We start from the raw sequence: 20412 nt of genomic DNA on the forward strand, positions 1-20412 counted from the left end.
GGAACGGCGATAGTGGTGCCGCGTTACGGCATCCCATGTTGAAATCTGTCAGCAAACTTTTTCCCGCGCACGATCCCAGTGAGCCGGAATCCGCCGCGATGCTTCGCGATCATATTGCGAAGACGGATTTTCCTTGCGTCGGCGCCAAGGCGGCCATGGCGCGCGGGACGCTGGAAATCCTGGGTGCGCGCGATATCGCCAGCGCCTGGGACGATTTGCGCATCCATGACTGCCTGCGCCACTTCGCCGAGCACTACCGCGCCGAGCCGCAACTCTTTCGCAGCCTGGCGGTCGTATTCGCTGGGCCGGATACGCTGGACGAGGCGGCCTTCGAGCGGGCGGTGTGGTCGCGAATCCAGTCGCTGTCCGACAAGGATGTCTGGCTGGGCCAGGATTGGGACACGCGGGTCAGCGCCGATCCCGATGATCCGCATTTCTCGCTGTCCTTTGGCGGCGAGGCGTTTTTCGTGGTCGGCCTTCATCCCAATGCCAGCCGCCCCGCACGTCGCTTTCCCCGCCCGGCGATGATCTTCAACCTGCACGACCAGTTCGAGGTCCTGCGCGCGCAAGGCAAGTATGAGACGATGCGCGAGAAGATCATGACGCGTGACGAGGCACTGGCCGGGTCGCGCAATCCGATGCTGGCGCGCCATGGCGAGATGAGCGAGGCACGCCAATATAGCGGCCGCGCAGTCGAGGAGGGCTGGCGTTGCCCCTTCCACTATGCAGGCGCGGGCAGCGAGGCCAAAGCATGAGCGGCCAGACTGTTGAAATCCCCCCGCGTAGCGGCGACGCGTTCCGGCTGGCCAAGGGCGACAGCCTGACGGTCATCGACCCACGCGGACGGCAGGTCGCCGATCTGCTGGCCTTCAACGCCGATGATCTGGAAGAAGTGATCTCGTCGGGCCGTACGCTCGATTATGCCGAGACGATCCGGCTGACCAAGGGGCACAAGCTCTATTCCAACCGCTCGCGCGTGATGCTGGAGATCGTCGAGGATAGCGTGGGAATGCACGACTTCCTGCTGACGCCCTGCTCGGTCGACACATTCGACTATTTCTATCCCGACCTGCCGCGCCATCGGGGGTGTTTCGGCAATCTGGCGGCGGCGCTGGCGCCTTATGGCGTGAAACCTGACCGGATTCCGGTGGCGTTCAACTGCTTCATGAACGTGCCGGTCGACGGCACGACCGGCAAGCTGGTGGTGCTGCCCCCGCTGAGCAAGCCCGGAGACCATATCCGCTTCGTGGCGTGTATGGATTTGGTGATCGGGCTGACCGCGTGCTCCGCGCCTGCATCCAATGGGGGGAGCTTCAAGCCGATCGAATATCGGGTGGAGCGCCACCAGCAAATTCCTCCCCTGTAAGGGGAGGTGGCAGTCCGCAGGACTGACGGAGGGGTGTTACGGCCAGCGGTAACACCCCTCCACCACCGCTTCGCGGCGGTCCCCCTCCCCTTGCAGGGGAGGAATGGGGATCACCGCTTGCACGTATCCGCAGCACCTGGATCAAGGTCCAGACAGCGTCCGTCCACACCCGGGATCGGCAGTCCGATCGTCGCGGCCAGCGTCGGGGCGATGTCGACGGTTTCCACCGACAGCGGTTGTTCGAACCCGGCCATCCCCTTGCGCCAGAACAGGATCGGCACCCGCCGGTCATAGTCCCAGGGCGAGCCATGCGTCTCGACATAGCCGGGGGCGGGCTCCTCGATCGTCGTCACGCGTGGTTTCAGCAGGATCAGCAGGTCGCCCGAGCGCGTCGGATCGTAGGAGGAGCGCGCCTTTTCCTTCAGCGTCCAGGTTTCGGGCGGCGTGGTCGGCCAGGGCGTCGCCGCGATCTCGTCGCGGGTCAGCGCGGCGGCGACCTGCGGCAGGGCTTCGTAACGGCGCTTGGCCTCGGCCAGCACCTTCGCGCGGGTGGCGGCGGGCAGGGACGTGTTGAGGTAGATGTCGCCCTCGGCGCTCATCATGATCGGCGGATCATTCGGCAGACCCAGCGCCTTGGCGATCTCGGCCGACATCGCCTTGGTCTTGGCTTCCGGGGCGACATGGCTTTCCATCGGCATGGCGCGGATCTGCTGCCGCTCGGTCATGTCGTGCGCGCCGTGGTCGGCGGTCAGCATCACCTCATAATCCACGCCGGTCGCGTCGAGCACGTCGAAGAAGCCCGCAAGCGAACGGTCCAGCTCGGCCATCTGGATGCACATCTCGGCGCCCTGGGTGCCCAGCGCATGGCCGATATAGTCGGTCGCGGACAGGCCGACCGACAGGATGTCCGTCTGCGGACCCTGGCCCAGCTTCATGTCCTGGACGAAGCCCGCCGCCATGGCCAGCACCGCCGCATCCGATGCGGGGGAGACGCGGAAGGCCTTCAGGTCACCCGCCGCGCGCTGGAACCGGCCGGTGCCCAGCGTCTGGCCGCCGACCGTGATCGGCCGGTCGAGCGGCTTGCAGAAACCGGGCAGCGGCAGCGGCGCCTGCGGGCGGGAGACCAGGTCGGCCACCGCCTTGCGCGTGCGCTCGACGACCGGCGGCACGGCCCGCCCGGCATAGGAGACATAGGTCTTGCCGTCCCACCACCAGATCTCGTCCATCTTGTGGCCGCCCATCATCACGGCGGCGCGGTCTTTCCCTGCGACCGAGACGGTGCGCACGCGCGGATCGGCGGTCTTCATCCGCTCGCCCAGCGTGGGCACCTTCAGATGCTTGTCCGAGACGACGTAATGATTGTGGTCCATGCCCGCGACGCTTTCGTCCTCCGAGCAATAGACGATCTTGTCGGGGCGGTTCACCGACTGGTCGACCCAGTTGTTGGCGATGATGCCGGTATGGGCGGGGCGATAGCCGGTCAGGATGGTCGAATGGCCGGGGCACGTCTCGGTCGCGGCATGGCTCTGATAGCCGGAAGGAAAGACCGCGCCGGTCAGCAGGCGGGCCATGCCGCCGGTGAAGTGGTTGCGATATTGCTGGAACAGGTCGGCGGAGAACTGGTCGACCGAGATCGCCACGATCAGCTTGGGCGGCGTGGTGGGGAAGGGGGGCTGCGGCGTGCCCGGTAGCGGGACGACGGGAGCGGGCGCGGCATAGCCCGGCACCGGGCTGGCGGTCTGTGCGGTCGCGGGCGCGGCGAACAGGGCGGCGGAGGCCAGAAGCGCGGCAGTCAGGGAGTTCATGGGCAACCTTGGTGCAAAGCGGGGACAGGGGCGCTATGGAACGCGAAACGGGGTTTGGGCAAGGTCGGTCGATGCGCGGTTGGTTTTACATCCTGATGACGGCTCTGTTCATGCTGCTGGCGGCAAGCCCCGGCATGACCGAAAGCGCGCCCGCGCCGGGGGCCATCCATCTGCCGATGCGCCTGGTCGCCGAAAGCGAAACCCCGGCGGCGGGCAGCCACATTACCCTGGCGATCGTCGCGACGCCGGAAAAGGGCTGGCACGGCTATTGGAAGAATGGCGGCGATGCGGGCCTGCCGACCGAGGCGCACTGGACCTTGCCCAAGGGCGTAAGCGCCGGGGAATTGCGCTATCCGGTGCCGGGGCAGCTGAAGATCGCGGGCCTCATGAACTATGTCTATGAGCGGCCCTTCACGCTGCTCGTCGACCTTTCGATCCCCGCCGGGCTGGCCAGGGGCACGCCGCTGCCCGTCACGGTCAAGCTCGACTATCTGGTCTGCACCGATACGATCTGCGTGCCCGAGAGCCAGACGCTTTCGACGACGCTGACCGTCGGTGACGGCGCGGTGGCGGCTGCGACACGCGCCGCATTCGATCGCTGGCGCGCCGCATTGCCGAAGCCGCTCGGCGGTGACGGGGTGATCGAGACACAAGGCAAGGGGGTGCGGATCGCGGTGCCGCTGCCCGCCTCGGTCGCGGTCGAGAACGCCTATTTCTATCCCGAGCGCAGCGGCATCATCGACCATGCCGCGCCGCAGGCCGTGACGCGAAGCGGCGACCAGCTGATCCTCGCCATGCCCGCCGCCGCGGTGCCGACGCCGGGTCCGGTGTCGGGCGTGTTGTCGATCGGTCGGGGCCAAGGGCTGTCCTTCGCCGCCAAGCCCGGCGTGATCGCCGGGGCGAGCGGGGCTGCGAATCATGGTTTCGGGGCGATCGCGCTGGCGTTTCTGGGCGCGGTGCTGGGCGGGTTGCTGCTCAACATCATGCCCTGCGTCTTCCCGATCCTGAGCCTGAAGGCGCTCAGCCTCGCCAAGGGCGGCGGGGACGAGCGCCATGCCCGGGCCGAGGCGCTGGCCTATACGGCGGGCGTCGTGCTGGTGTGCGTGGGGCTGGGCGTCGTCCTATTGGCGTTGCGCGCGGGCGGGCAGAGCGCGGGCTGGGCGTTCCAGCTTCAGGACCCGCGCGTGATCGGCATATTGCTGCTGCTGGTCGCCGGGATCGCGTTTAACCTGGCCGGGCTGTTCGAACTGCCGACGCCTGCCTTTGCCGGACGCTCGGGCGCGATGGGATCGTTCGCGACTGGGGCGCTGGCGGCGTTCGTCGCCACGCCCTGTTCGGGGCCGTTCATGGCCGGGGCGCTGGGCGCCGCGCTGGTCCTGCCCGCCGCCGCCGCGCTGGCGGTGTTCGCCGGACTTGGGATCGGCATCGCGCTGCCCTTCATCGCCATCGGTTTTGTCCCAGCGTTGCGGCGGCGGCTGCCCAAGCCGGGCATGTGGATGGTGCGGCTGCGCCATATCCTGTCGGCGCCGATGTTCCTGACCGCGCTCGCGCTCGCCTGGATCCTGGGGCAGGAGGCGGGGGTTACCGGCATGACGCTGGGGCTGGCCGCCGCATTGATCGCCTCGCTTGGTTTCTGGTGGACGGGGCTGCGCCAGCATGGCGGCAAGGGGCGGGCGGGCTGGCCTGCTATCGTGGCGCTGGCGCTGGCGGTGGCTATCGTCGTGACGGTGAAGCCCGCCGCCGCCGTGGCCAAGACGACCGCGGACACGGCCTTTACCGAGGCGAAACTGGACGACCTGCGCAAGCGGAACCGCCCGGTCTTTGCCTATTTCACCGCCGACTGGTGCCTGAGCTGCAAGGTCAACGAGGCCGCCGCGATCGAGCGTTCCTCGGTGCGCGACGCGTTCCAGCGCAACAAGGTGGCGGTGCTGGTCGGCGACTGGACCGATGGCGATCCGGTTTTGGGACGCTTCATCGAGCGGCATAACCGTGCGGGTGTGCCGCTCTACCTCTATTACGCGCCGGGCGCGAAGGCGCCGCAGGTCCTGCCGCAGGTGCTGACCCCGTCGATGCTGGAGAAGTTGGGGGCGTAACTACCTTGAATTCCTCCCCTGTAAGGGGAGGTGGCGCGCGTAGCGTGACGGAGGGGTGTCCCGCTATCGAGAGGGGTGACACCCCTCCGTCAGGCCTTCGGCCTACCACCTCCCCTTACAGGGGAGGAAATTCGGGAGCCCCCCCTTGCGTACCCCCTTCCTGCGGTGCAGCATGGAACCGAGGCACTAGGGGGAGCGTAACGACCGGATGGGGACTATCGCCGCGTTCGACGAAATCATGGGGGCTTCCGACGCAGGTTCGTCGCGGCCCGAACTCTCCGCATTGCAGCGCTGGCTCGATCTCACCCCCGATAACGAACTCCGTCGCCGCCAACAGGCGGCCGAGGCGACCTTCCGGCAACTCGGCATCACCTTTGCGGTGTACGGCGAGAATGACGCGGCCGAGCGGATCATCCCCTTCGACATCGTGCCGCGCGTCTTCCTGCCCGACGAATGGGCGCGTCTGTCCGAAGGGCTGGTGCAGCGGGTCGAGGCGATCAATGCGTTCCTCGACGATATTTACGGCGAACGGAAGATCCTGCGCGACGGTATCCTGCCGCCCGACCTGATCTTCGGCAATCCTCAGTTTCGTCCCGAAATCGCCGGGATGCGGCCGCCCCACGGCGTCTGGGCGCATATCTGCGGCATCGACCTGGTGCGTACCGGGCCGGACGATTTCTTCGTGCTGGAGGACAATGCCCGCACGCCCTCGGGCGTCAGCTATATGCTGGAAAACCGCGAGGCGATGCTGCGCCTCTGCCCCGAGCTGTTCCGTCAGTTCCGGGTGGCCGCCGTCGACAGCTATCCCGACCGGCTGCTCGCAACGATGAAGTCGGTCGCGCCGCATGGCGTCGCCGAGCCGACTTGCGTCGTCCTGACGCCGGGCCACTATAATTCCGCCTATTACGAGCACAGCTTCCTGGCCGATTCGATGGGGATCGAGCTGGTCGAGGCGGCCGATCTGGTGGTGGACGACGACATCGTCTGGATGCGCACCATTGCGGGGCGGGTGAAGGTCGACGTCATCTATCGCCGCGTCGATGACGATTTCCTCGACCCGCTGGTCTTCCGCCCCGATTCGATGCTGGGCGTGCCCGGCCTGATCGCGGCCTATTCGGCGGGCAACGTCGCCATCCTCAACGCGCCGGGCAACGGCATCGCCGACGACAAGGCGATCTACAGCTATATGCCCGACATCGTCCGCTATTATTCGGGTGCCGAGCCCAAGCTGAAGAATGTCGAAACCTGGCGCTGTCGCGAGCCGGAAGCGCTGTCCTATGTGCTCGATCACCTGAGCGAGCTGGTGGTCAAGCTGGTCGACGGATCGGGTGGCTACGGCATGCTGGTCGGCCCGACCGCCAGCGCGCGCCAGATCGAGGAGTTCCGGGCCGCGCTGATCGCCGAGCCGCACCGCTATATCGCCCAGCCGACGCTGGCATTGTCGACCGTGCCGACTTTGGTCGACAGCGGGGTCGCCCCGCGCCATGTCGATTTCCGTCCCTTCGTCCTGACCGGCCGCAATGGCGTCGAGGTGACGCCGGGCGGCCTGACCCGTGTGGCGCTCCGCGAAGGCTCGCTGGTGGTCAATTCCAGCCAGGGCGGCGGCACCAAGGACAGCTTCGTCCTGCTGCCCGCCGAACTCGACAGCTGGGTCCAGGTCCAGGGACAAGAGTCGCAAATCCAGACGCAGGGGGCGCACTGATGCTCTCGCGTACGGCATCCTCGCTCTACTGGCTGGGGCGTTATTTCGAGCGGGCGGACTTCATCGCCCGACTGGTCGAGGCGACCGTCCGGCTCGACGTGCTGTCGCCGCGCTCGGCCGGGCTGGCCGCCTGGGGCTCGGCGCTGGCCGTGACCGATACCGCCAGCGCCTTTGCCGAGGGTGGGCGCGAGATGCGCAGGCGCGAGGTTGCGCGCTTCCTGACGGTCGAGAGCTGCCATCCCGGCTCGATCGTCCGCTGCGTCGACATGGCGCGGACCAATGCGCGGGCGGTTCGCACCGCGCTGACCCGCGAAGCCTGGAGCGCGATCAACCGCGCCTGGCTGCATTTCGAGGCGAAGCCCGCCGCCGACGATCCCACCGCCGTGCTCGGCCTGGTCGAGGCGGTGAAGAACGAGACGCGCGGTTTCGAGGGCGCGGTCCACCGGATGCTGCGCAACCAGACGACCTGGTTCATCCGGCTGGGCCAGGCGGTCGAGCGCGCGGACAACACGGCGCGGCTGCTCGATGTGAAGTATCACATCCTGTTGCCCGCGGGCGAGCGGATCGGCGGCGTCGTCGACCGCGACCAGTGGACGACGATCCTTCAGACCGTCTCCGCCGTCACCGCCTATCGCTGGCTCTATTCGGACGGGCTGAAGCCCGCCAACGTCATCGACCTGCTGATCGCGCGCACCGAATTGCCGCGCAGTCTGGCGGCGTCGGTCGAGGAAACGGTGGATGTGCTGGGGCAGCTTGCCCGGCGGACGGGGCAGCATGGGGAGGCGGATCGTATGGCGAGGTTGCGCGCAAACCGGATGACGAAGACGCGGTCGGGGGACGTGATCGCGGGCGGGCTTCACCAATATCTCGAAGCCTTTATCCAGGAGAATGCCCTGCTGCACGGCGCGATCGGCCGTCAGTTCAAGTTCGCCTGATGCGCATCGCGATCGAGCACCAGATCGTCCACCGCGCGCGCGCGGGGCGGCCGACATCGGTCCAGATGCTTCGCCTGACGCCGGAGAATTACGACGATCAGACCGTGGCCAACTGGCATATCGACGTGGACTGCGACGCGCGACTGCGGCGGGGGCATGACGGCTTCGGCAATGCCGTCACCATGCTCTACATCCAGGACGCGCCCGAGACGGTGACGATCACCGCGACCGGCGAAGTGTTGACCAGCGATGCGCATGGCGTGGTGCGCGGCACCACCGAGACGCTGCCGCCCGCGCTGTTCCTGCGCGCAACCCCCGCGACGCCCGCCGATGCGGCGATCGCCGCCTTTGCCGAGGAAGCGATACGCGGCGCGGACAGCAGTCTTGCGGCGCTCCATGCGGTGAATGCGGCACTCCACCGGCGCTTCGCCAGCGAGGCGAATGGTCCTGCGCCCGATGCGGCAGCGGCCTTCGCGGCGGAATCGGTAGGCGCGTGCGACCTGGCGCATATCTTCTGCGTGGCCGCACGCTCGCTGGGGGTGCCCGCGCGATTCGTGTCGGGCTTCGCGTCGTGGGACGATGCGGCGAGCGCGACCGCGCATTGCTGGGCCGAAGCCTATGTCGACGGACTGGGCTGGATCGGTTTCGATCCCACTATCGGCCTCAGCCCGCAGGATCGCCATGTCCGTGTCGCCGTCGCGCTGGATGCCGACGGGGCCACGGCGGTGTCGGGCGAGGCGTGGCGGGAGGTGGCGCTGGCCGAGGCGTCGCAGTAGGATCGGTAAGCCTGACGCTCTTCCTTCCTCCCCTATAAGGCAGGGCTATCGCATATGAGCGAGTAGCGAGAGTAGGAAAGCATTGTTCCACCCTGCGCGCTTGATCTTGCCCTTGATGGATCCTTTGTCAGGGTGGTGTCTAAGGATATTGAGGGCGAGTTTGCGCAGGATGGCGAGGTTCTGCGGGGCATGATCCTTGCGGGCCCTTGCGGCATCCTCACCGAAGTCGACATCGAGGACCCAGTGGAGCTGGTTCTCGATGGTCCAGTGGGCGCGAGCGACATCGAGCATGCGCTGGGGGCTAAGGACGGTGGACAGGAGGAACCAGCGCACGGCGTGGGTTTCGTGCTGGCCAGTGGGCTGGCGGTGGCTCTCGATCATGGCGACGGCGGCAACGCCGGGAAAGTCGAGATCGTCGGCAGGCAGGACGATGGCGCTGCGACTTTCTCGCCGGTCGTGGGCGATGGCGGGGGGCTGGTGGGCGCCGGTGGCCGGGTCGGCATCCCGAACGAGTGCCTGGGCGCGGGCGAGCAGGGTCGGCTGGTTGGCCTTGAGGGCCAGCGCATAGTCGGCCCCGGTAGCGAGGATAGCGCGGGCCGTGTCGGGGCGGCAGTGGAGCGCGTCGGCGGTGACGATGCAGCCGTCCAGACGGAGCAGCGCGAGCGCCTGCTGGGCGCCGAGCACCTCGTTGCGGCCCGGTGCCAGCCGCTGACCGATGACCAGCCGGGTCTCGGCCGCCCAGATGTTGACCAGGTGCAGCGGCATCGCCCGGCGGCCGCGCGCATAGGCCCCCCGCAAGGCCTTCCCGTCGATCGCCACCACGCCCTGCAGCGCCCCGCCGAACGCCTTCATGAACGCCGCGAACGCCGCCTCGAAGGGCTCGGGTGCGATCATCCGGAAAACCCGACTGAACGTGTCGTGGCTCGGCGCCCCGTGGTCCAGCTTCACCACCTGTCGCAGCACCTCGAGCTTGGCGCGCGCAAACAGCGCCATCTCAGTACAGTCCTCCGCCCCGCATAACGACGCAGCCAGCGCCACGAAGATCACCTCCAGGAAATCATGGCGCGCGTTGCCCGCCCGCGGATCCGCCACCGCCCCGAAATACTCGACCACACGATCCATTCTTTACCTCCCGAACCATGCCGGGAATCTTCAAAATCGGTATCAAGCCTCGCCGCAACCCATATGCGATCCCCCAGCCCTATAAGGGGAGGTGGCGCGTGCAGCGCGTCGGAGGGGTGTCACCCGTCGTGAGTGGGGTCGTCCCTCGCCAAGCGGGACGCCCCTCCGTCAGGGCTTCGCCCTGCCACCTCCCCTTGCAGGGGACGAATGGGTGAGCATCGGTCTCTGGCTCAGACTTCCCCGGCCTCGGCGGCGGTTTCGACCGGCGGTGGTGCGATCGGGGCATGGCCTTCGCCGGTGAATGGCACCCAGCCACGCACGGTCAGCGCCTCCAGCGGTTGGTAGCGGGTCTTGTACGCCATGCGTGGCGACCCCTTCACCCAATAGCCGAGATAGACGAAGGGCAGGTCGGCCGCGCGCGCGCGCAGGATATGGTCCATGATGATGAAGTTGCCGAGGCCGGGGCGGCTTTCATCCTCCGTCTCGAAGAAGCTGTAGATCATCGACAGGCCATCGCCCTGCCGGTCGGTCAGGCAGCAGCCTACCAGTCGCCCGCGCGTGCCATCCGCGGCGGTCGGCTCGCGATATTCGACCAGCACCGACTGGACCGGCGACAGCTCAACCATGTCGGCATAGTCACTCTCGTCCATCGCCGCCATGCCGCCGCCCGGATGGCGTTCGCCCAGATAGCGGCGGAGCAACGTGAACTGTTCGGCCGTCGCCCAGGGCTGGCAGGCGGTGACCTCCAGGTCGGCATGGCGGCGCAGCAGCTTGCGCTGGGTGCCGTTGGGGCGGAAACCGGCCGCCACGACGCGCACCGACACGCACGCGCTGCACCCGGCGCAGGAGGGGCGATAGGCGACCCCCTGGCTGCGGCGAAAGCCGATGCGGCTCAGCGCTTCGTTCAATTCGTCGGCATGGTCGCCGTTCAGCTCGGTGAACACCTTGCGCTCGTCGCGCCCCGGCAAATAGGGGCAGGGGGCGGGGCTGGTGACGAAGAAGCGCGGGAAACGAAAAGGCGCGGTCACCGCCGGGCAATTCCTTACGATTGGGGACGATGTCCCTCTTTACCGATCTTCCCGTCCGAAGCGATGGGTCAGCATCGTTCGGAAACGGGACGATCGGCCAGAAATGGCGTCGCGATCAGGCGAGTTCGACCTGCGTCGTCTCATACCCCGCCGCGCGCAGCGCCTCGATCAGCCGGTGCAGGTGCAGCGCGTCGCGCGTCTCGCACTCGATATCGGTGATGAGGCCCTTGGCGGGCAGGGTGGTGAAGACACGCTGGTGATAGACCTCGATGATGTTCACCCGCTCGCGGTCGAAGATGCGCGCGACGTTGAACAGCGCGCCCGGCTGGTCCTGCAACCGGATGCGCAGGCGGGCGAGCCGCCCCGAGCGGGCGAGGTCGCGCAGCAGTACGTTGGCGAGCAGGCGCGTGTCGATATTGCCGCCGCACAGCACGATGCCGACGGTCTTGTCGCGAAAGCGTTCGGGATGCGACATCAGCGCGGCAAGGCCCGCTGCGCCAGCGCCTTCGACCACCGTCTTTTCGATCTGGAGGAGGGCGCTGACCGATTCCTCGAGATGGCGTTCGTCGACCAGTACGATCTCGCGCACCAGTTGCGCGACCATCTGCGAGGTCAGGCCGCCCGGCACCTTCACTGCGATGCCCTCGGCCAGCGTATCGCCCGCGCAAGGCAGGTCGGTGCCGTTCAGCTTGTTGTACATCGACGGGAACAGCTCGGCCTGGACGCCGACCACCTCGACCGGCTTGCCCGCCGCCGCCGCGACCGTGGCGATGCCCGAGATCAGGCCGCCGCCGCCGATCGGCACGATCAGCGTGTCGATGTCCGGTGCGTCCTCCAGCATTTCCAGCGCGACGGTGCCTTGCCCCGCGATGACGCGCGCATCGTCGAACGGGTGCACGAAGGTAAAGCCGCGCTCGGCCTCCAGCTCGCGGGCATGGGCATAGGCGGCGTCGAAATTGTCGCCCTCCAGCACCACGGTCGCGCCGTGGCCCTCGGTCTGGACGACCTTCACGATCGGCGTGGTGCGCGGCATCACGATGGTCGCCGGGATGCCCAGCCGGTTGGCGTGATAGGCCAGCCCCTGCGCATGATTGCCCGCCGACGCGGCGATCACGCCCTTGGCGCGGGCTTCGTCGGAGAGTTGCAACAGGGTGTTGAGGGCACCGCGCTCCTTGTAGGCGGCGGTGAATTGCAGGTTCTCGAACTTCAGATAGACCGTCGCCCCGGTCAGCTTCGACAATGTCCGGCTGAGCAAGGTCGGCGTGCGGACAATCCGATCCGAAATCCGCGCATGGGCGGCGCGAACATCGTCGATCGTGACGATCGGGGGCGGGATTTCCGAAGCGGCCTGAGCGGCGGGACGACTAACCATGGTTATGCCGTAGCCGATCAGCGGCGGGAGGTGAACCGTCTCGGGTGGGATATGGCATTGTCGAGGAAAGGGTCGATGAAAGGCGGCTCCTTCTTGTTCTCCCCTCCCGCAGGCGGGAGGGGCCGGGGGAGGGCAGGGTGTCTCACCGAGTTCATCGTCTGTGGCTTTCCCTCCCCCATCCCCTCCCGCTTGCGGGAGGGGCGTGTCTGGGACTGACCGTCCGCGCCTTCGCTAGCCTCTCCCCTCCCGCAGGCGGGAGGGGTTGGGGGAGGGCAATGGGGTCTCGCAGAGACTGCCGCGCCGAGCAGTCGCGTTGCCACTGTTGCATCGCGGCATCGCCCATCCCTCGAAATCATGCATAGATGCAACAAGCGCATGGCCCCTGCGTTGCTGGCTTTTTGGGGCCATGCTAGGGCGTCGCGATGATCACAGGGTTGCCACGGATGTCGCCGATGATCCTTTCCATCACCGGCCCGATCCCCCAGTCATGAGCGTCTCACCCACCGGGGTCGCCACCACCGCCAGCAAGGATAGCTATCCTCATCCGCCCCAGAGCATGGCGCGGCTGGCGCTGGGCGCGATCGGCGTCGTGTTCGGCGATATCGGCACCAGCCCGATCTATGCGTTCCGCGAAACCTTCGCGAACCCGCACCATCCGCTGCCGCTCGACAACGCGCATATCCTGGGCGTCATCAGCCTGATCTTCTGGTCGATGATGATCGTCGTCTCGATCAAATATGTCGCGATCATCATGCGCGCCGACAACAAGGGCGAGGGGGGCAGTCTGGCACTGCTCGCGCTGGTGTCGGGGCAAACCAAGACGCGGCGCTGGTCGCGCGGGATCGTGCTGCTCGGCGTGTTCGCCACCGCGCTCTTCTATGGCGACAGCATGATTACGCCCGCCGTCACCGTGCTCAGCGCGGTCGAGGGGCTGGCGGTGGCCGCGCCCGCCTTTGGCGGCTTTGTGCTGCCGATCGCGATCACCATCCTGATCGTGCTGTTCAAGATCCAGCGTTCGGGCACGGAACGGGTCGGCCTGTTCTTCGGTCCCGTGATGCTCCTCTATTTCGGCACGATCGCGGTGCTGGGCATCATGAGCTTCGTCCAGACGCCCGAAATCCTCCAGGCACTGTCGCCGCATCATGCGGTGCGCTTCTTCTTCATCGACCCGGTGCGCGGCTTCCTGGCGCTGGGATCGGTGGTGCTGGCGGTGACGGGGGCTGAGGCGCTCTATGCCGATATGGGCCATTTTGGTCGGCGACCGATCGGCCTGTCCTGGCTGGTGTTCGTGCTCCCGGCGCTGATGCTGAACTATATGGGGCAGGGCGCGCTGCTGTTCCGCGAAGGCGCCGCCGCGCTCGAAAGCCCGTTCTACATGCTGGCGCCCGAGGGGTTGCAGCTGCCGCTCGTGATCCTGGCGACGGCGGCGGCGGTCATCGCCAGCCAGGCGGTCATCACCGGCGCGTTCTCGGTCACGCAACAGGCGATCCAGCTGGGCTTCATGCCGCGGCTGCGTATCGAGCACACGTCCGCGGCGACGGCCGGGCAGATCTACATCCCGCTCATCAACTGGTTGTTGATGGTAATGGTGCTTCTGCTGGTCCTGTTCTTCCGGTCCTCGTCCAACCTGACCTCGGCTTACGGGATCGCGGTGACGGGGGCGATGCTGATCGACACCTGTCTGCTGGGGGTGGCGCTGACCCGGTTGTGGAAATGGCCGCTCTATGCCGCCATGCCCCTGCTGGGACTGTTCTTCCTGGTCGACGGGGCCTATTTCCTCGCCAACCTGACCAAGGTGCCGTCGGGGGGCTGGTTCCCGCTGCTGGTCGGCTTCGTCATCTTCACCTTCCTGACCACCTGGTCGACGGGACGGAAGCTAATGATCGAGCGGCTGCGCGAAGGCACGATGCCGATCCACATCTTCATCGATTCGGCGGCGGGCGCGGCCAGCCGCGTGCCGGGCACGGCGATCTTCATGACGTCCTCGCCCGAGGGCGTACCCCATGCGCTGCTCCACAACCTCAAGCACAACAAGGTGCTGCACGAGCGCATCGTCCTGCTGACCGTCAAGGTCATGAGCCAGCCTTATTGGCCCGAGGATGACCGGGCGAAACGCGACGATCTGGGCCATGGCTTCCACCGCGTGGTCCTGCGCTTCGGCTTTATGGAGGAGGCCGATGTTCCCGCTGCGCTGAAGCGGGTCGAGATGGAAGGCGGCGCGTTCAAGATGATGGACACCAGCTTCTTCCTGTCGCGCCAGACGCTGCTCGCCGCCGAGCGGCCGGGCATGTCGATGTGGCGGGAGAAGCTGTTTTCCTGGATGCTGCGCAACGCCGAAAGCGCGATGGAGTTTTTCCGCCTGCCGACCAACCGCGTGGTCGAGCTGGGCAGTCAGGTGGAAATCTGACCGACCAGCCCGCCCCGATTATCGTCACCGCGCTGTTCGGCCGAACCGATCAGGGCTGGTTCGACGGACTGCGCCGCCAGCATTTCCCGCCGGAGCGCAACGTGCTCGACGCGCATTGCACGCTGTTCCACCATCTGCCGCCCTCGGCGGAGGCCGAGTTGAAGCATCGCCTCAACGGCCTGACGCGCGGGGTTCGCGCGCCCGAGGTGCGGGCGGGCGGGTTGATGTCGCTGGGCCGGGGCGTGGCGATCCGCATCGAATCGCCCGGCCTCGTCGCCATTCGCCGCGAACTGGTCGACGCCTTTGCGGGCATGCTTACCCCGCAGGATGCGGGCGGATGGCGCCCCCATGTGACGATCCAGAACAAGGTAACGCCCGCCACCGCCAAGTTGCTCCTGCAGCAGATGGAGCGTGATTTCCGGCCGCGCGCCGTGGAGCTGATCGGGCTGGGCGCCTGGTGGTATCGCGGCGGCCCATGGGAAATGCTTTCGCGTCATTTGTTCGCTTGACGCCCGAAAAACCCCTGTCTATAGGCGCGCCTCCACCGGGTGGAACGCCTAGCATGGCGAAGTAGCTCAGCTGGTTAGAGCAGCGGAATCATAATCCGCGTGTCGGGGGTTCAAGTCCCTCCTTCGCTACCACCCGGTGTATTTTCCCCTATCATCATGACGGTTTCGGCGAGCCCAAGGCTGCCTGGTTCGACCGATCATGCCCGGACGTTATAGCGGCGGCCAGTCCGATCCGCTCCCGTCACTGCCTTCCGACGGCAGGATGATGCGAATCGATCGCGTTCGGTGGATTCCATCGCCCATAAGCATGGCGTATCCGCCATAATTGTTTTATCGTCGCCCGCGTTTGGAGGGGGAACAAGGCCCGGGGGCCTGGGGTGCGGTGCTGCGCCTTAACCTCTCCTTTTCCTCTGCCGGATAGGTCTGCGTTACGATTTCCCAGGGAGTGTCGGAACTTAGGCCGTGAATGCTGCTGTCTATGCCTTGATAGCCAATAGCTGCATGGCGGCGCTTTTCGTCGTGACCTACGGCGTGATTGCGCTGTCCTACGCGCGCCAGCGGGCGACGGCCTGGTTCATGGTCAGCTACCTGCTCGGGTTTCTGACCCCCATTTGTCATCTGCTGATCCTCTATACCGATCAGGTCGCGCTGTTCTCGCTGCTCGGCTACGGGGTGTTCCTCGGCGGCATCGTCATGATGGCGGTGGGGATACAGGCCTTTGTCGGGCGTCGCCCGCAATGGCGACTGGCGCTCCTGCTATGGGCCGCCGGGATCGGGCTGCGCCTCGTCATTTGGGACGGGGCGCGCAACACCTTGCCCTATGAGCTGCTGTTTCAGCTTCCCTTCGCGGTTGCGGCGATCGCCGTCATGCTCGTCGCGCGCCAGATCGGGCAGGCCGGGCCGATTCGGGCCATGCTGGTCGGAATTTTCGGCGTCATCGCCGCGCATTTCCTGCTCAAGCCTTTCCTCGTCGTCTCGCTGGGCTCGGGGCCGACGCCCAAATCCTATCTTGGCAGCGTCTATGCCGTGGTGTCGCAAATCTCGACCGGCGTGCTCTTGGTCGCGGCGGGGCTCTGCCTGTTGCTGCTGGTGATCCAAAAGGCGCTGGAGGAGACGATCCTCGATGCGGAGACCGATCCGCTGACCGGCCTCACCAACCGGCGTGGTCTGTATCGGGTGGGGCCGCGGCTGCTGGTCGAGGCGACGCTGCGCGGGGAGGGGCTCCATGCCCTGTTCCTCGATCTCGATCACTTCAAGTCGATCAACGACCGCCATGGTCATGCGACCGGCGACAGCGTGCTGGTCGCCTTTGCGAGGGTGCTGCAGGATCTGGTCGCCACGGACATGCTGGCGGTGCGCATGGGGGGTGAGGAGTTCGCCGTCCTGATCCCCCACGATACGACCGGCACGCGCGCGGCCCGATTGGCCGATGCGATTCGCGGTGCCTTGAAGCCCTTTGCCGAGAAAGGGCTGCCCGCGCTGACGGTCAGTGGCGGGATCGTACGCTACCGCGCCAGCGAGACGCTGGACGGCCTGATCGCCCATGCCGACCAGCTCGCCTATCGCGCCAAGCGGGCGGGACGCGACCGCATCCTTCAGGAGCCTTTGGACAGGTCGTCCGAGCGGAGCGACATCGGCTGGGCGGAAGGGCCCCGGCTCGTCGCGGGTTGATCGGTCAGGCGAAGCGGCCGTGCGGATCGTGCGCGACCAGCATCGCATCGGATCGGGCCAGCGCGATCAGCGTCAGGCCATGCGCGCGGGCATGGTCGATCGCCAGACTGGTCGGCGCGGAGATGCCGACGAGCAGGCCGACCCCGGCCACCAGCGCCTTGTCGACCATCTCATAGCTGATTCGCGAGGTGACGAGGATGAAGTCGGGCTGTATCGCGTGGTCGCGGGCCAGGGCACCGACCAGCTTGTCGAGGGCATTGTGCCGCCCGACATCCTCCGCCGCCGCGAGGACGATCCCTTCCGCGTCGCAGGCGATGGCGCCGTGGACCGCACCCGTCCGGGCATTGAGCGGCTGATTCGCGCGGATCGTGCCGAGCGTCGCGAACAGCGTTTCGACGCTGACGCTCGGTCGGGGAGGGTGCCGCGTTACGGGCCGAGCGATCTGCTCCAGTCCCGACAGGCCGCATAGCCCGCAACTGGTGTCGCTCGTCCGGTGGCGGACCCGGTCCTGCATCCGACCGCGCAGATGCTCGGCCAGCGTCACCCGGACGATCCATCCGCTCTCTGCCGCGAACGGCTCGATGGCGAGGATATCGTTCGCCGCGTCGATCAATCGCTCGGTCAGCAGGAAGCCGGTGGCGAAATCCTCCAGCCGCTCGGGCGTCATCATCATCACGGCATAGCCGAACCCGTCGACCTCGATCGCGACCGGGCATTCGACGGCAATGTCGCGTTCGATCGAATGGGTCGCGCCATTTGATGGCAGGCGGATCAGCGTCAGTGTCCGGGCAGGCTCATGTTCTGCGGTCACAGCGCGGCGAGATCGGCGGGCGTGTTCACATTGGCGATGGGCTCGGGTGAGGAAATGGGGATCGCCCCGATCGCGCGTACCCAGCCGCGAACCGAGCGGTCCTGCCCCAGCGAAAGATGCGCCATCAGATGCGCACCTAACGCGGCGGGCCACAGCCCCAGCACCGGCGCGTCCCGGCAATAGCTGGGTTCGCGCCGCAGGATCGCCTCGATCAGTCCCTCGGGCAGGCGCGGCATGTCGCACCCGATGGTCAGGACGCAGCGAAAGCCGTGGCTCGCGGCGTAATCCAGCGCCCCTGCGATGCCACCCAGCGGACCCAGGCCGGCGGCGGGCATGTCGGGCACGCCGTCCACGCCGCCGACCTGCACCACGCGCGCGCAATATGGGGCTAGGCGCGCGCGGGCATGGGCCACCAATGTGCGGTCGCCGAGCATGGCGACCGCCTTGTTCGAGCCGAAGCGCGAGGATTGGCCTCCGGCCAGTACGGCACCCAATATGCTCATGCGGGGATGCGTACCTTCACCGGCACCGACTTGCCCGCAGGCACATGGCTTTCCAGCGCATGATGCTCCAGCGGGATCAGATAGTTGAGTTCGGGATAATAGCCGCCGATGCAGCCTTCCGGAATGTTGTACTCGACCACGCGAAGGCCTTCGACCACGCGCTCCTCGCCGTCATCGGCATCGCCCTCCAGCGCGATGGTCTGACCATCGGTCAGGCCCAGCCTGGCGATATCGGCCTTGTTCATCATCGCGACCATCCGCGTGCCGCTGATCCCCCGGAAGCGATCGTCATAGCCGTAAATGGTCGTGTTGAACTGGTCGTTCGAGCGCAGCGTGATGAGCCGCATCCGCCCCTCGGCGGGGGTGATGCCCGAGGCGTCCATGGCACGCGGCACGTTGAACTCGGCCTTGCCACTCTCGGTTTCCCATTTGCGATGCGAGGCGGGATTACCCTTCCAGAAGCCGCCGGGTTCGAACAGCCGTTCGTTGAAATTGGCGAACTTGTCCGGATAGACATTCTCGATCGCGGTGCGGACCAGACTGTAGTCGCCGACCCATTCGTCCCAGGGGACATTGGGATTGGGCTCCAGCACGGCTTTGGCGATCCCCGCGACGATGGCCGGTTCGGACAGCAACGTGTCGGCGGCGGGCGTCGCCTTGCCGACCGAACCATAGATATGGCTGAACGAATCTTCCATCGACACCGCCTGACGGCCGCCCGCCTGCATGTCGGTCTCCAACCGACCGAGGCAGGGGAGGATATAGCTTTCCTCGCCGGGCACCAGATGGCTCTTGTTGAGCTTGGTCGCGATATGGACGGTGATAGGCAGCTTCGCCCAGGCCGCCTTCATCTTGGCGTGCTCGGGTGTCGCCCGCAGGAAATTGCCGCCCAGCTGGACGAAGCCTTGCGCCGTCCCGGCGATGATCTGGCGACAGGCCTCGACGGTGTCCCAGCCATTTTCGGTCGGCGGCTCGAACTCGAACAGCTCCTTGAGCCGCTCGACGGGGGCGAGTTCGGTCTTCTCGGTGATGCCGACGGTGCGCTGGCCCTGCACATTGCTATGCCCGCGTACCGGGCCGGGCCCTGCGCCCTCGCGGCCGATATTGCCGCGCAGCAGGAGCAGATTGACGATCATGTGCAGCGCATCGATGCCATAGCGGTGCTGGGTAATGCCCATGCCGTATACCGCGATGACGCGTTCGGACTTCATATAGACGCGCGCCGACTGTTCGATCGCGTCGCGGGTCAGCCCCGAATCGCGGATGATGTCGCTCCAGGCGGCGTTGCGGCAGTAATTCGCGAAATCCTCGAACCGCGTGGTGTGCTGTTCGATGAAATGATGGTCGAGGATGCGCTTGCCACCGCTGGCGATGGCGCGGTCGTCCTCCTCGATCACCAGCTTGCAGATGCCGGTCAGCGCCGCGATGTCACCGCCCGCCTTCACCTGATGATATTGGCTGGAAATGTCGGTCGAGCTGCCGGTCAGCATCTGTACCGGATTTTGCGGCGAGGCGAAACGCTCCCAACCGCGCTCGCGAAGCGGGTTGAAGGTCACGATCTCCACCCCGCGCTTGGCGCAGGCCTGGAGGTTGTGGAGCATGCGCGGCGCGTTGGTCGCGACATTCTGCCCGAAGGAGAAGATCGCGTCGCACTTGTCGTAATCCTCCATCTGGATCGTCGCGACGGGCGAGCCGATGGCGGACTTGAGGCCGACCGAGGTCGTCTCGTGGCACATGTTCGAGCTGTCGGGCAGGTTCTGCTGGCCCCACATCCGCGCGAACAGCGAATACATGAACGAGGTTTCGAGGCTGGCGCGGCCCGAGGCGTAGAGGACGACCTTGGTCGGGTCGCAGCTCTTCAACTTGGCACCGATCGCGGCGAACGCCTCGTCCCAGCTGACCGCGACATATTTGTCCGACGCGCGATCATAGCGCATCGGATGGGTCAGGCGGCCCGCCTGTTCCAGGTCATGATCGGGCCACGCCTCCAACTCCGTCACCGTATGCTTGGCGAAGAAATCGGGTGTGACGCGAAGCGAGCTGAGTTCCCACGCCGTCGCCTTGGCACCGTTCTCGCAAAACTCCGCGATATGCGGTTTGGCCGGTTTGCCCCAGGCGCAGCTGACGCACATCACGCCGCCCGGCTTGTTCTGGCGACGCAGCGTATCGAGCGTTTCCGGGCCGAGCCCCTCCTTCGGCAGGACCTTGGCCATGCCCTTCATCGAACCCCAACCGCCTGCGGGGGCGGTATATTCGGTGATCTTCACATCGTCGTCGTCGCGCATCGGGCAAACCTCCACTCATAACGTGCA

16 protein-coding genes and 1 tRNA gene are annotated in these 20412 nt (G+C 66.6%); 10 read left to right on the plus strand and 7 right to left on the minus strand.

Going from position 1 to position 20412, the window contains the following annotated elements:
• The first annotated feature begins 35 nt into the window (after positions 1 to 35).
• Both gntA and AC1GI4_RS15525 read left to right on the plus strand, forming a co-directional pair.
• Positions 36 to 755, plus strand: a complete 720-nt coding sequence (gene gntA / locus AC1GI4_RS15520; protein ID WP_479630103.1) for a guanitoxin biosynthesis heme-dependent pre-guanitoxin N-hydroxylase GntA — start codon at positions 36 to 38, stop codon at positions 753 to 755.
• Positions 752 to 1366: a DUF1989 domain-containing protein gene (locus AC1GI4_RS15525; RefSeq protein WP_479630104.1), complete on the plus strand. Its 615-nt coding sequence runs from the start codon at positions 752 to 754 to the stop codon at positions 1364 to 1366. The genes gntA and AC1GI4_RS15525 overlap by 4 nt, the downstream gene beginning before the upstream one ends.
• A gap of 110 nt (positions 1367 to 1476) precedes the next feature.
• Here AC1GI4_RS15525 and AC1GI4_RS15530 read toward each other — a convergent pair whose 3' ends face one another.
• Positions 1477 to 3171, minus strand: coding sequence for an alkaline phosphatase family protein (locus tag AC1GI4_RS15530; RefSeq protein ID WP_294273620.1), 1695 nt, complete (start codon positions 3169 to 3171; stop codon positions 1477 to 1479).
• Positions 3172 to 3242: 71 nt separating this feature from the next.
• On the opposite strand from AC1GI4_RS15530, the gene AC1GI4_RS15535 reads away from it, so the two are divergent.
• The 4 genes from AC1GI4_RS15535 (at position 3243) to AC1GI4_RS15550 (ending at position 8677) form a co-directional block, all read left to right on the plus strand.
• Positions 3243 to 5264 (plus strand): protein-disulfide reductase DsbD family protein, encoded by a 2022-nt coding sequence (locus AC1GI4_RS15535; RefSeq protein WP_479630105.1) that lies wholly within the window; start codon positions 3243 to 3245, stop codon positions 5262 to 5264.
• A 208-nt stretch (positions 5265 to 5472) separates the two neighbouring features.
• Positions 5473 to 6966, plus strand: a complete 1494-nt coding sequence (locus AC1GI4_RS15540; RefSeq protein WP_479630106.1) for a circularly permuted type 2 ATP-grasp protein — start codon at positions 5473 to 5475, stop codon at positions 6964 to 6966.
• Entirely contained in the window at positions 6966 to 7901 is a 936-nt protein-coding gene (locus AC1GI4_RS15545) for an alpha-E domain-containing protein (RefSeq protein ID WP_294273612.1), read from the plus strand. Before AC1GI4_RS15540 ends, AC1GI4_RS15545 begins: the two co-directional genes overlap by 1 nt.
• A complete protein-coding gene (locus AC1GI4_RS15550) occupies positions 7901 to 8677 on the plus strand; it encodes a transglutaminase family protein (RefSeq protein WP_479630107.1) in 777 nt (258 codons plus the stop codon). Before AC1GI4_RS15545 ends, AC1GI4_RS15550 begins: the two co-directional genes overlap by 1 nt.
• Before the next feature lie 45 nt (positions 8678 to 8722).
• Here the strand turns inward: AC1GI4_RS15550 and AC1GI4_RS15555 are convergent, their stop codons facing one another.
• The 3 genes from AC1GI4_RS15555 to AC1GI4_RS15565 form a co-directional block, all read right to left on the minus strand.
• A complete protein-coding gene (locus AC1GI4_RS15555) occupies positions 8723 to 9799 on the minus strand; it encodes an ISAs1 family transposase (protein WP_479630108.1) in 1077 nt (358 codons plus the stop codon).
• Positions 9800 to 10029: 230 nt separating this feature from the next.
• The gene (locus tag AC1GI4_RS15560; protein ID WP_479630109.1) at positions 10030 to 10827 is read right to left on the minus strand and encodes an arginyltransferase; all 798 of its coding nucleotides are present in this window, start codon (positions 10825 to 10827) and stop codon (positions 10030 to 10032) included.
• Between the two features lie 115 nt (positions 10828 to 10942).
• Entirely contained in the window at positions 10943 to 12199 is a 1257-nt protein-coding gene (locus AC1GI4_RS15565) for a threonine ammonia-lyase (protein ID WP_479630110.1), read from the minus strand.
• Positions 12200 to 12755: 556 nt separating this feature from the next.
• On the opposite strand from AC1GI4_RS15565, the gene AC1GI4_RS15570 reads away from it, so the two are divergent.
• From AC1GI4_RS15570 to AC1GI4_RS15585, 4 genes are all read left to right on the plus strand, one after another.
• Positions 12756 to 14606, plus strand: coding sequence for a potassium transporter Kup (locus tag AC1GI4_RS15570; protein WP_433911428.1), 1851 nt, complete (start codon positions 12756 to 12758; stop codon positions 14604 to 14606).
• Positions 14603 to 15115: a 2'-5' RNA ligase family protein gene (locus AC1GI4_RS15575; protein WP_479630434.1), complete on the plus strand. Its 513-nt coding sequence runs from the start codon at positions 14603 to 14605 to the stop codon at positions 15113 to 15115. Before AC1GI4_RS15570 ends, AC1GI4_RS15575 begins: the two co-directional genes overlap by 4 nt.
• Positions 15116 to 15170: 55 nt before the next feature.
• Positions 15171 to 15247, plus strand: a tRNA-Met gene (locus tag AC1GI4_RS15580).
• Between the two features lie 369 nt (positions 15248 to 15616).
• On the plus strand, positions 15617 to 16786 hold the full coding sequence (locus tag AC1GI4_RS15585) for a GGDEF domain-containing protein (RefSeq protein WP_479630111.1): 1170 nt from the start codon (positions 15617 to 15619) through the stop codon (positions 16784 to 16786).
• A gap of 4 nt (positions 16787 to 16790) precedes the next feature.
• Here the strand turns inward: AC1GI4_RS15585 and fdhD are convergent, their stop codons facing one another.
• Genes fdhD through AC1GI4_RS15600 form a run of 3 tightly spaced genes read right to left on the minus strand, consistent with a single transcriptional unit; the run spans position 16791 to position 20385 of the window.
• Positions 16791 to 17597 carry a formate dehydrogenase accessory sulfurtransferase FdhD gene (gene fdhD / locus AC1GI4_RS15590; RefSeq protein ID WP_433910059.1) on the minus strand — a complete coding sequence of 269 codons (807 nt, stop codon included), beginning with the start codon at positions 17595 to 17597 and terminating at the stop codon, positions 16791 to 16793.
• On the minus strand, positions 17594 to 18100 hold the full coding sequence (gene mobA, locus AC1GI4_RS15595; RefSeq protein WP_433910060.1) for a molybdenum cofactor guanylyltransferase: 507 nt from the start codon (positions 18098 to 18100) through the stop codon (positions 17594 to 17596). Before mobA ends, fdhD begins: the two co-directional genes overlap by 4 nt.
• Positions 18097 to 20385 (minus strand): FdhF/YdeP family oxidoreductase, encoded by a 2289-nt coding sequence (locus AC1GI4_RS15600; protein ID WP_479630112.1) that lies wholly within the window; start codon positions 20383 to 20385, stop codon positions 18097 to 18099. The genes mobA and AC1GI4_RS15600 overlap by 4 nt, the downstream gene beginning before the upstream one ends.
• Between the last annotated feature and the right edge of the window lie 27 nt (positions 20386 to 20412).

It is taken from the genome of Sphingomonas sp. 77B (assembly GCF_056497825.1).

Bases quoted from the DNA above. Each gene is read 5' to 3' on its own strand.
- gntA (WP_479630103.1), top strand. From the start codon at position 36: ATGTTGAAATCTGTCAGCAAACTTTTTCCCGCGCACGATCCCAGTGAG.
- AC1GI4_RS15525 (WP_479630104.1), top strand. From the start codon at position 752: ATGAGCGGCCAGACTGTTGAAATCCCCCCGCGTAGCGGCGACGCGTTC.
- AC1GI4_RS15530 (WP_294273620.1), bottom strand. From the start codon at position 3,171: ATGAACTCCCTGACTGCCGCGCTTCTGGCCTCCGCCGCCCTGTTCGCC.
- AC1GI4_RS15535 (WP_479630105.1), top strand. From the start codon at position 3,243: ATGCGCGGTTGGTTTTACATCCTGATGACGGCTCTGTTCATGCTGCTG.
- AC1GI4_RS15540 (WP_479630106.1), top strand. From the start codon at position 5,473: ATGGGGACTATCGCCGCGTTCGACGAAATCATGGGGGCTTCCGACGCA.
- AC1GI4_RS15545 (WP_294273612.1), top strand. From the start codon at position 6,966: ATGCTCTCGCGTACGGCATCCTCGCTCTACTGGCTGGGGCGTTATTTC.
- AC1GI4_RS15550 (WP_479630107.1), top strand. From the start codon at position 7,901: ATGCGCATCGCGATCGAGCACCAGATCGTCCACCGCGCGCGCGCGGGG.
- AC1GI4_RS15555 (WP_479630108.1), bottom strand. From the start codon at position 9,799: ATGGATCGTGTGGTCGAGTATTTCGGGGCGGTGGCGGATCCGCGGGCG.
- AC1GI4_RS15565 (WP_479630110.1), bottom strand. From the start codon at position 12,199: ATGGTTAGTCGTCCCGCCGCTCAGGCCGCTTCGGAAATCCCGCCCCCG.
- AC1GI4_RS15570 (WP_433911428.1), top strand. From the start codon at position 12,756: ATGGCGCGGCTGGCGCTGGGCGCGATCGGCGTCGTGTTCGGCGATATC.
- AC1GI4_RS15585 (WP_479630111.1), top strand. From the start codon at position 15,617: ATGGCGGCGCTTTTCGTCGTGACCTACGGCGTGATTGCGCTGTCCTAC.
- mobA (WP_433910060.1), bottom strand. From the start codon at position 18,100: ATGAGCATATTGGGTGCCGTACTGGCCGGAGGCCAATCCTCGCGCTTC.
- AC1GI4_RS15600 (WP_479630112.1), bottom strand. From the start codon at position 20,385: ATGCGCGACGACGACGATGTGAAGATCACCGAATATACCGCCCCCGCA.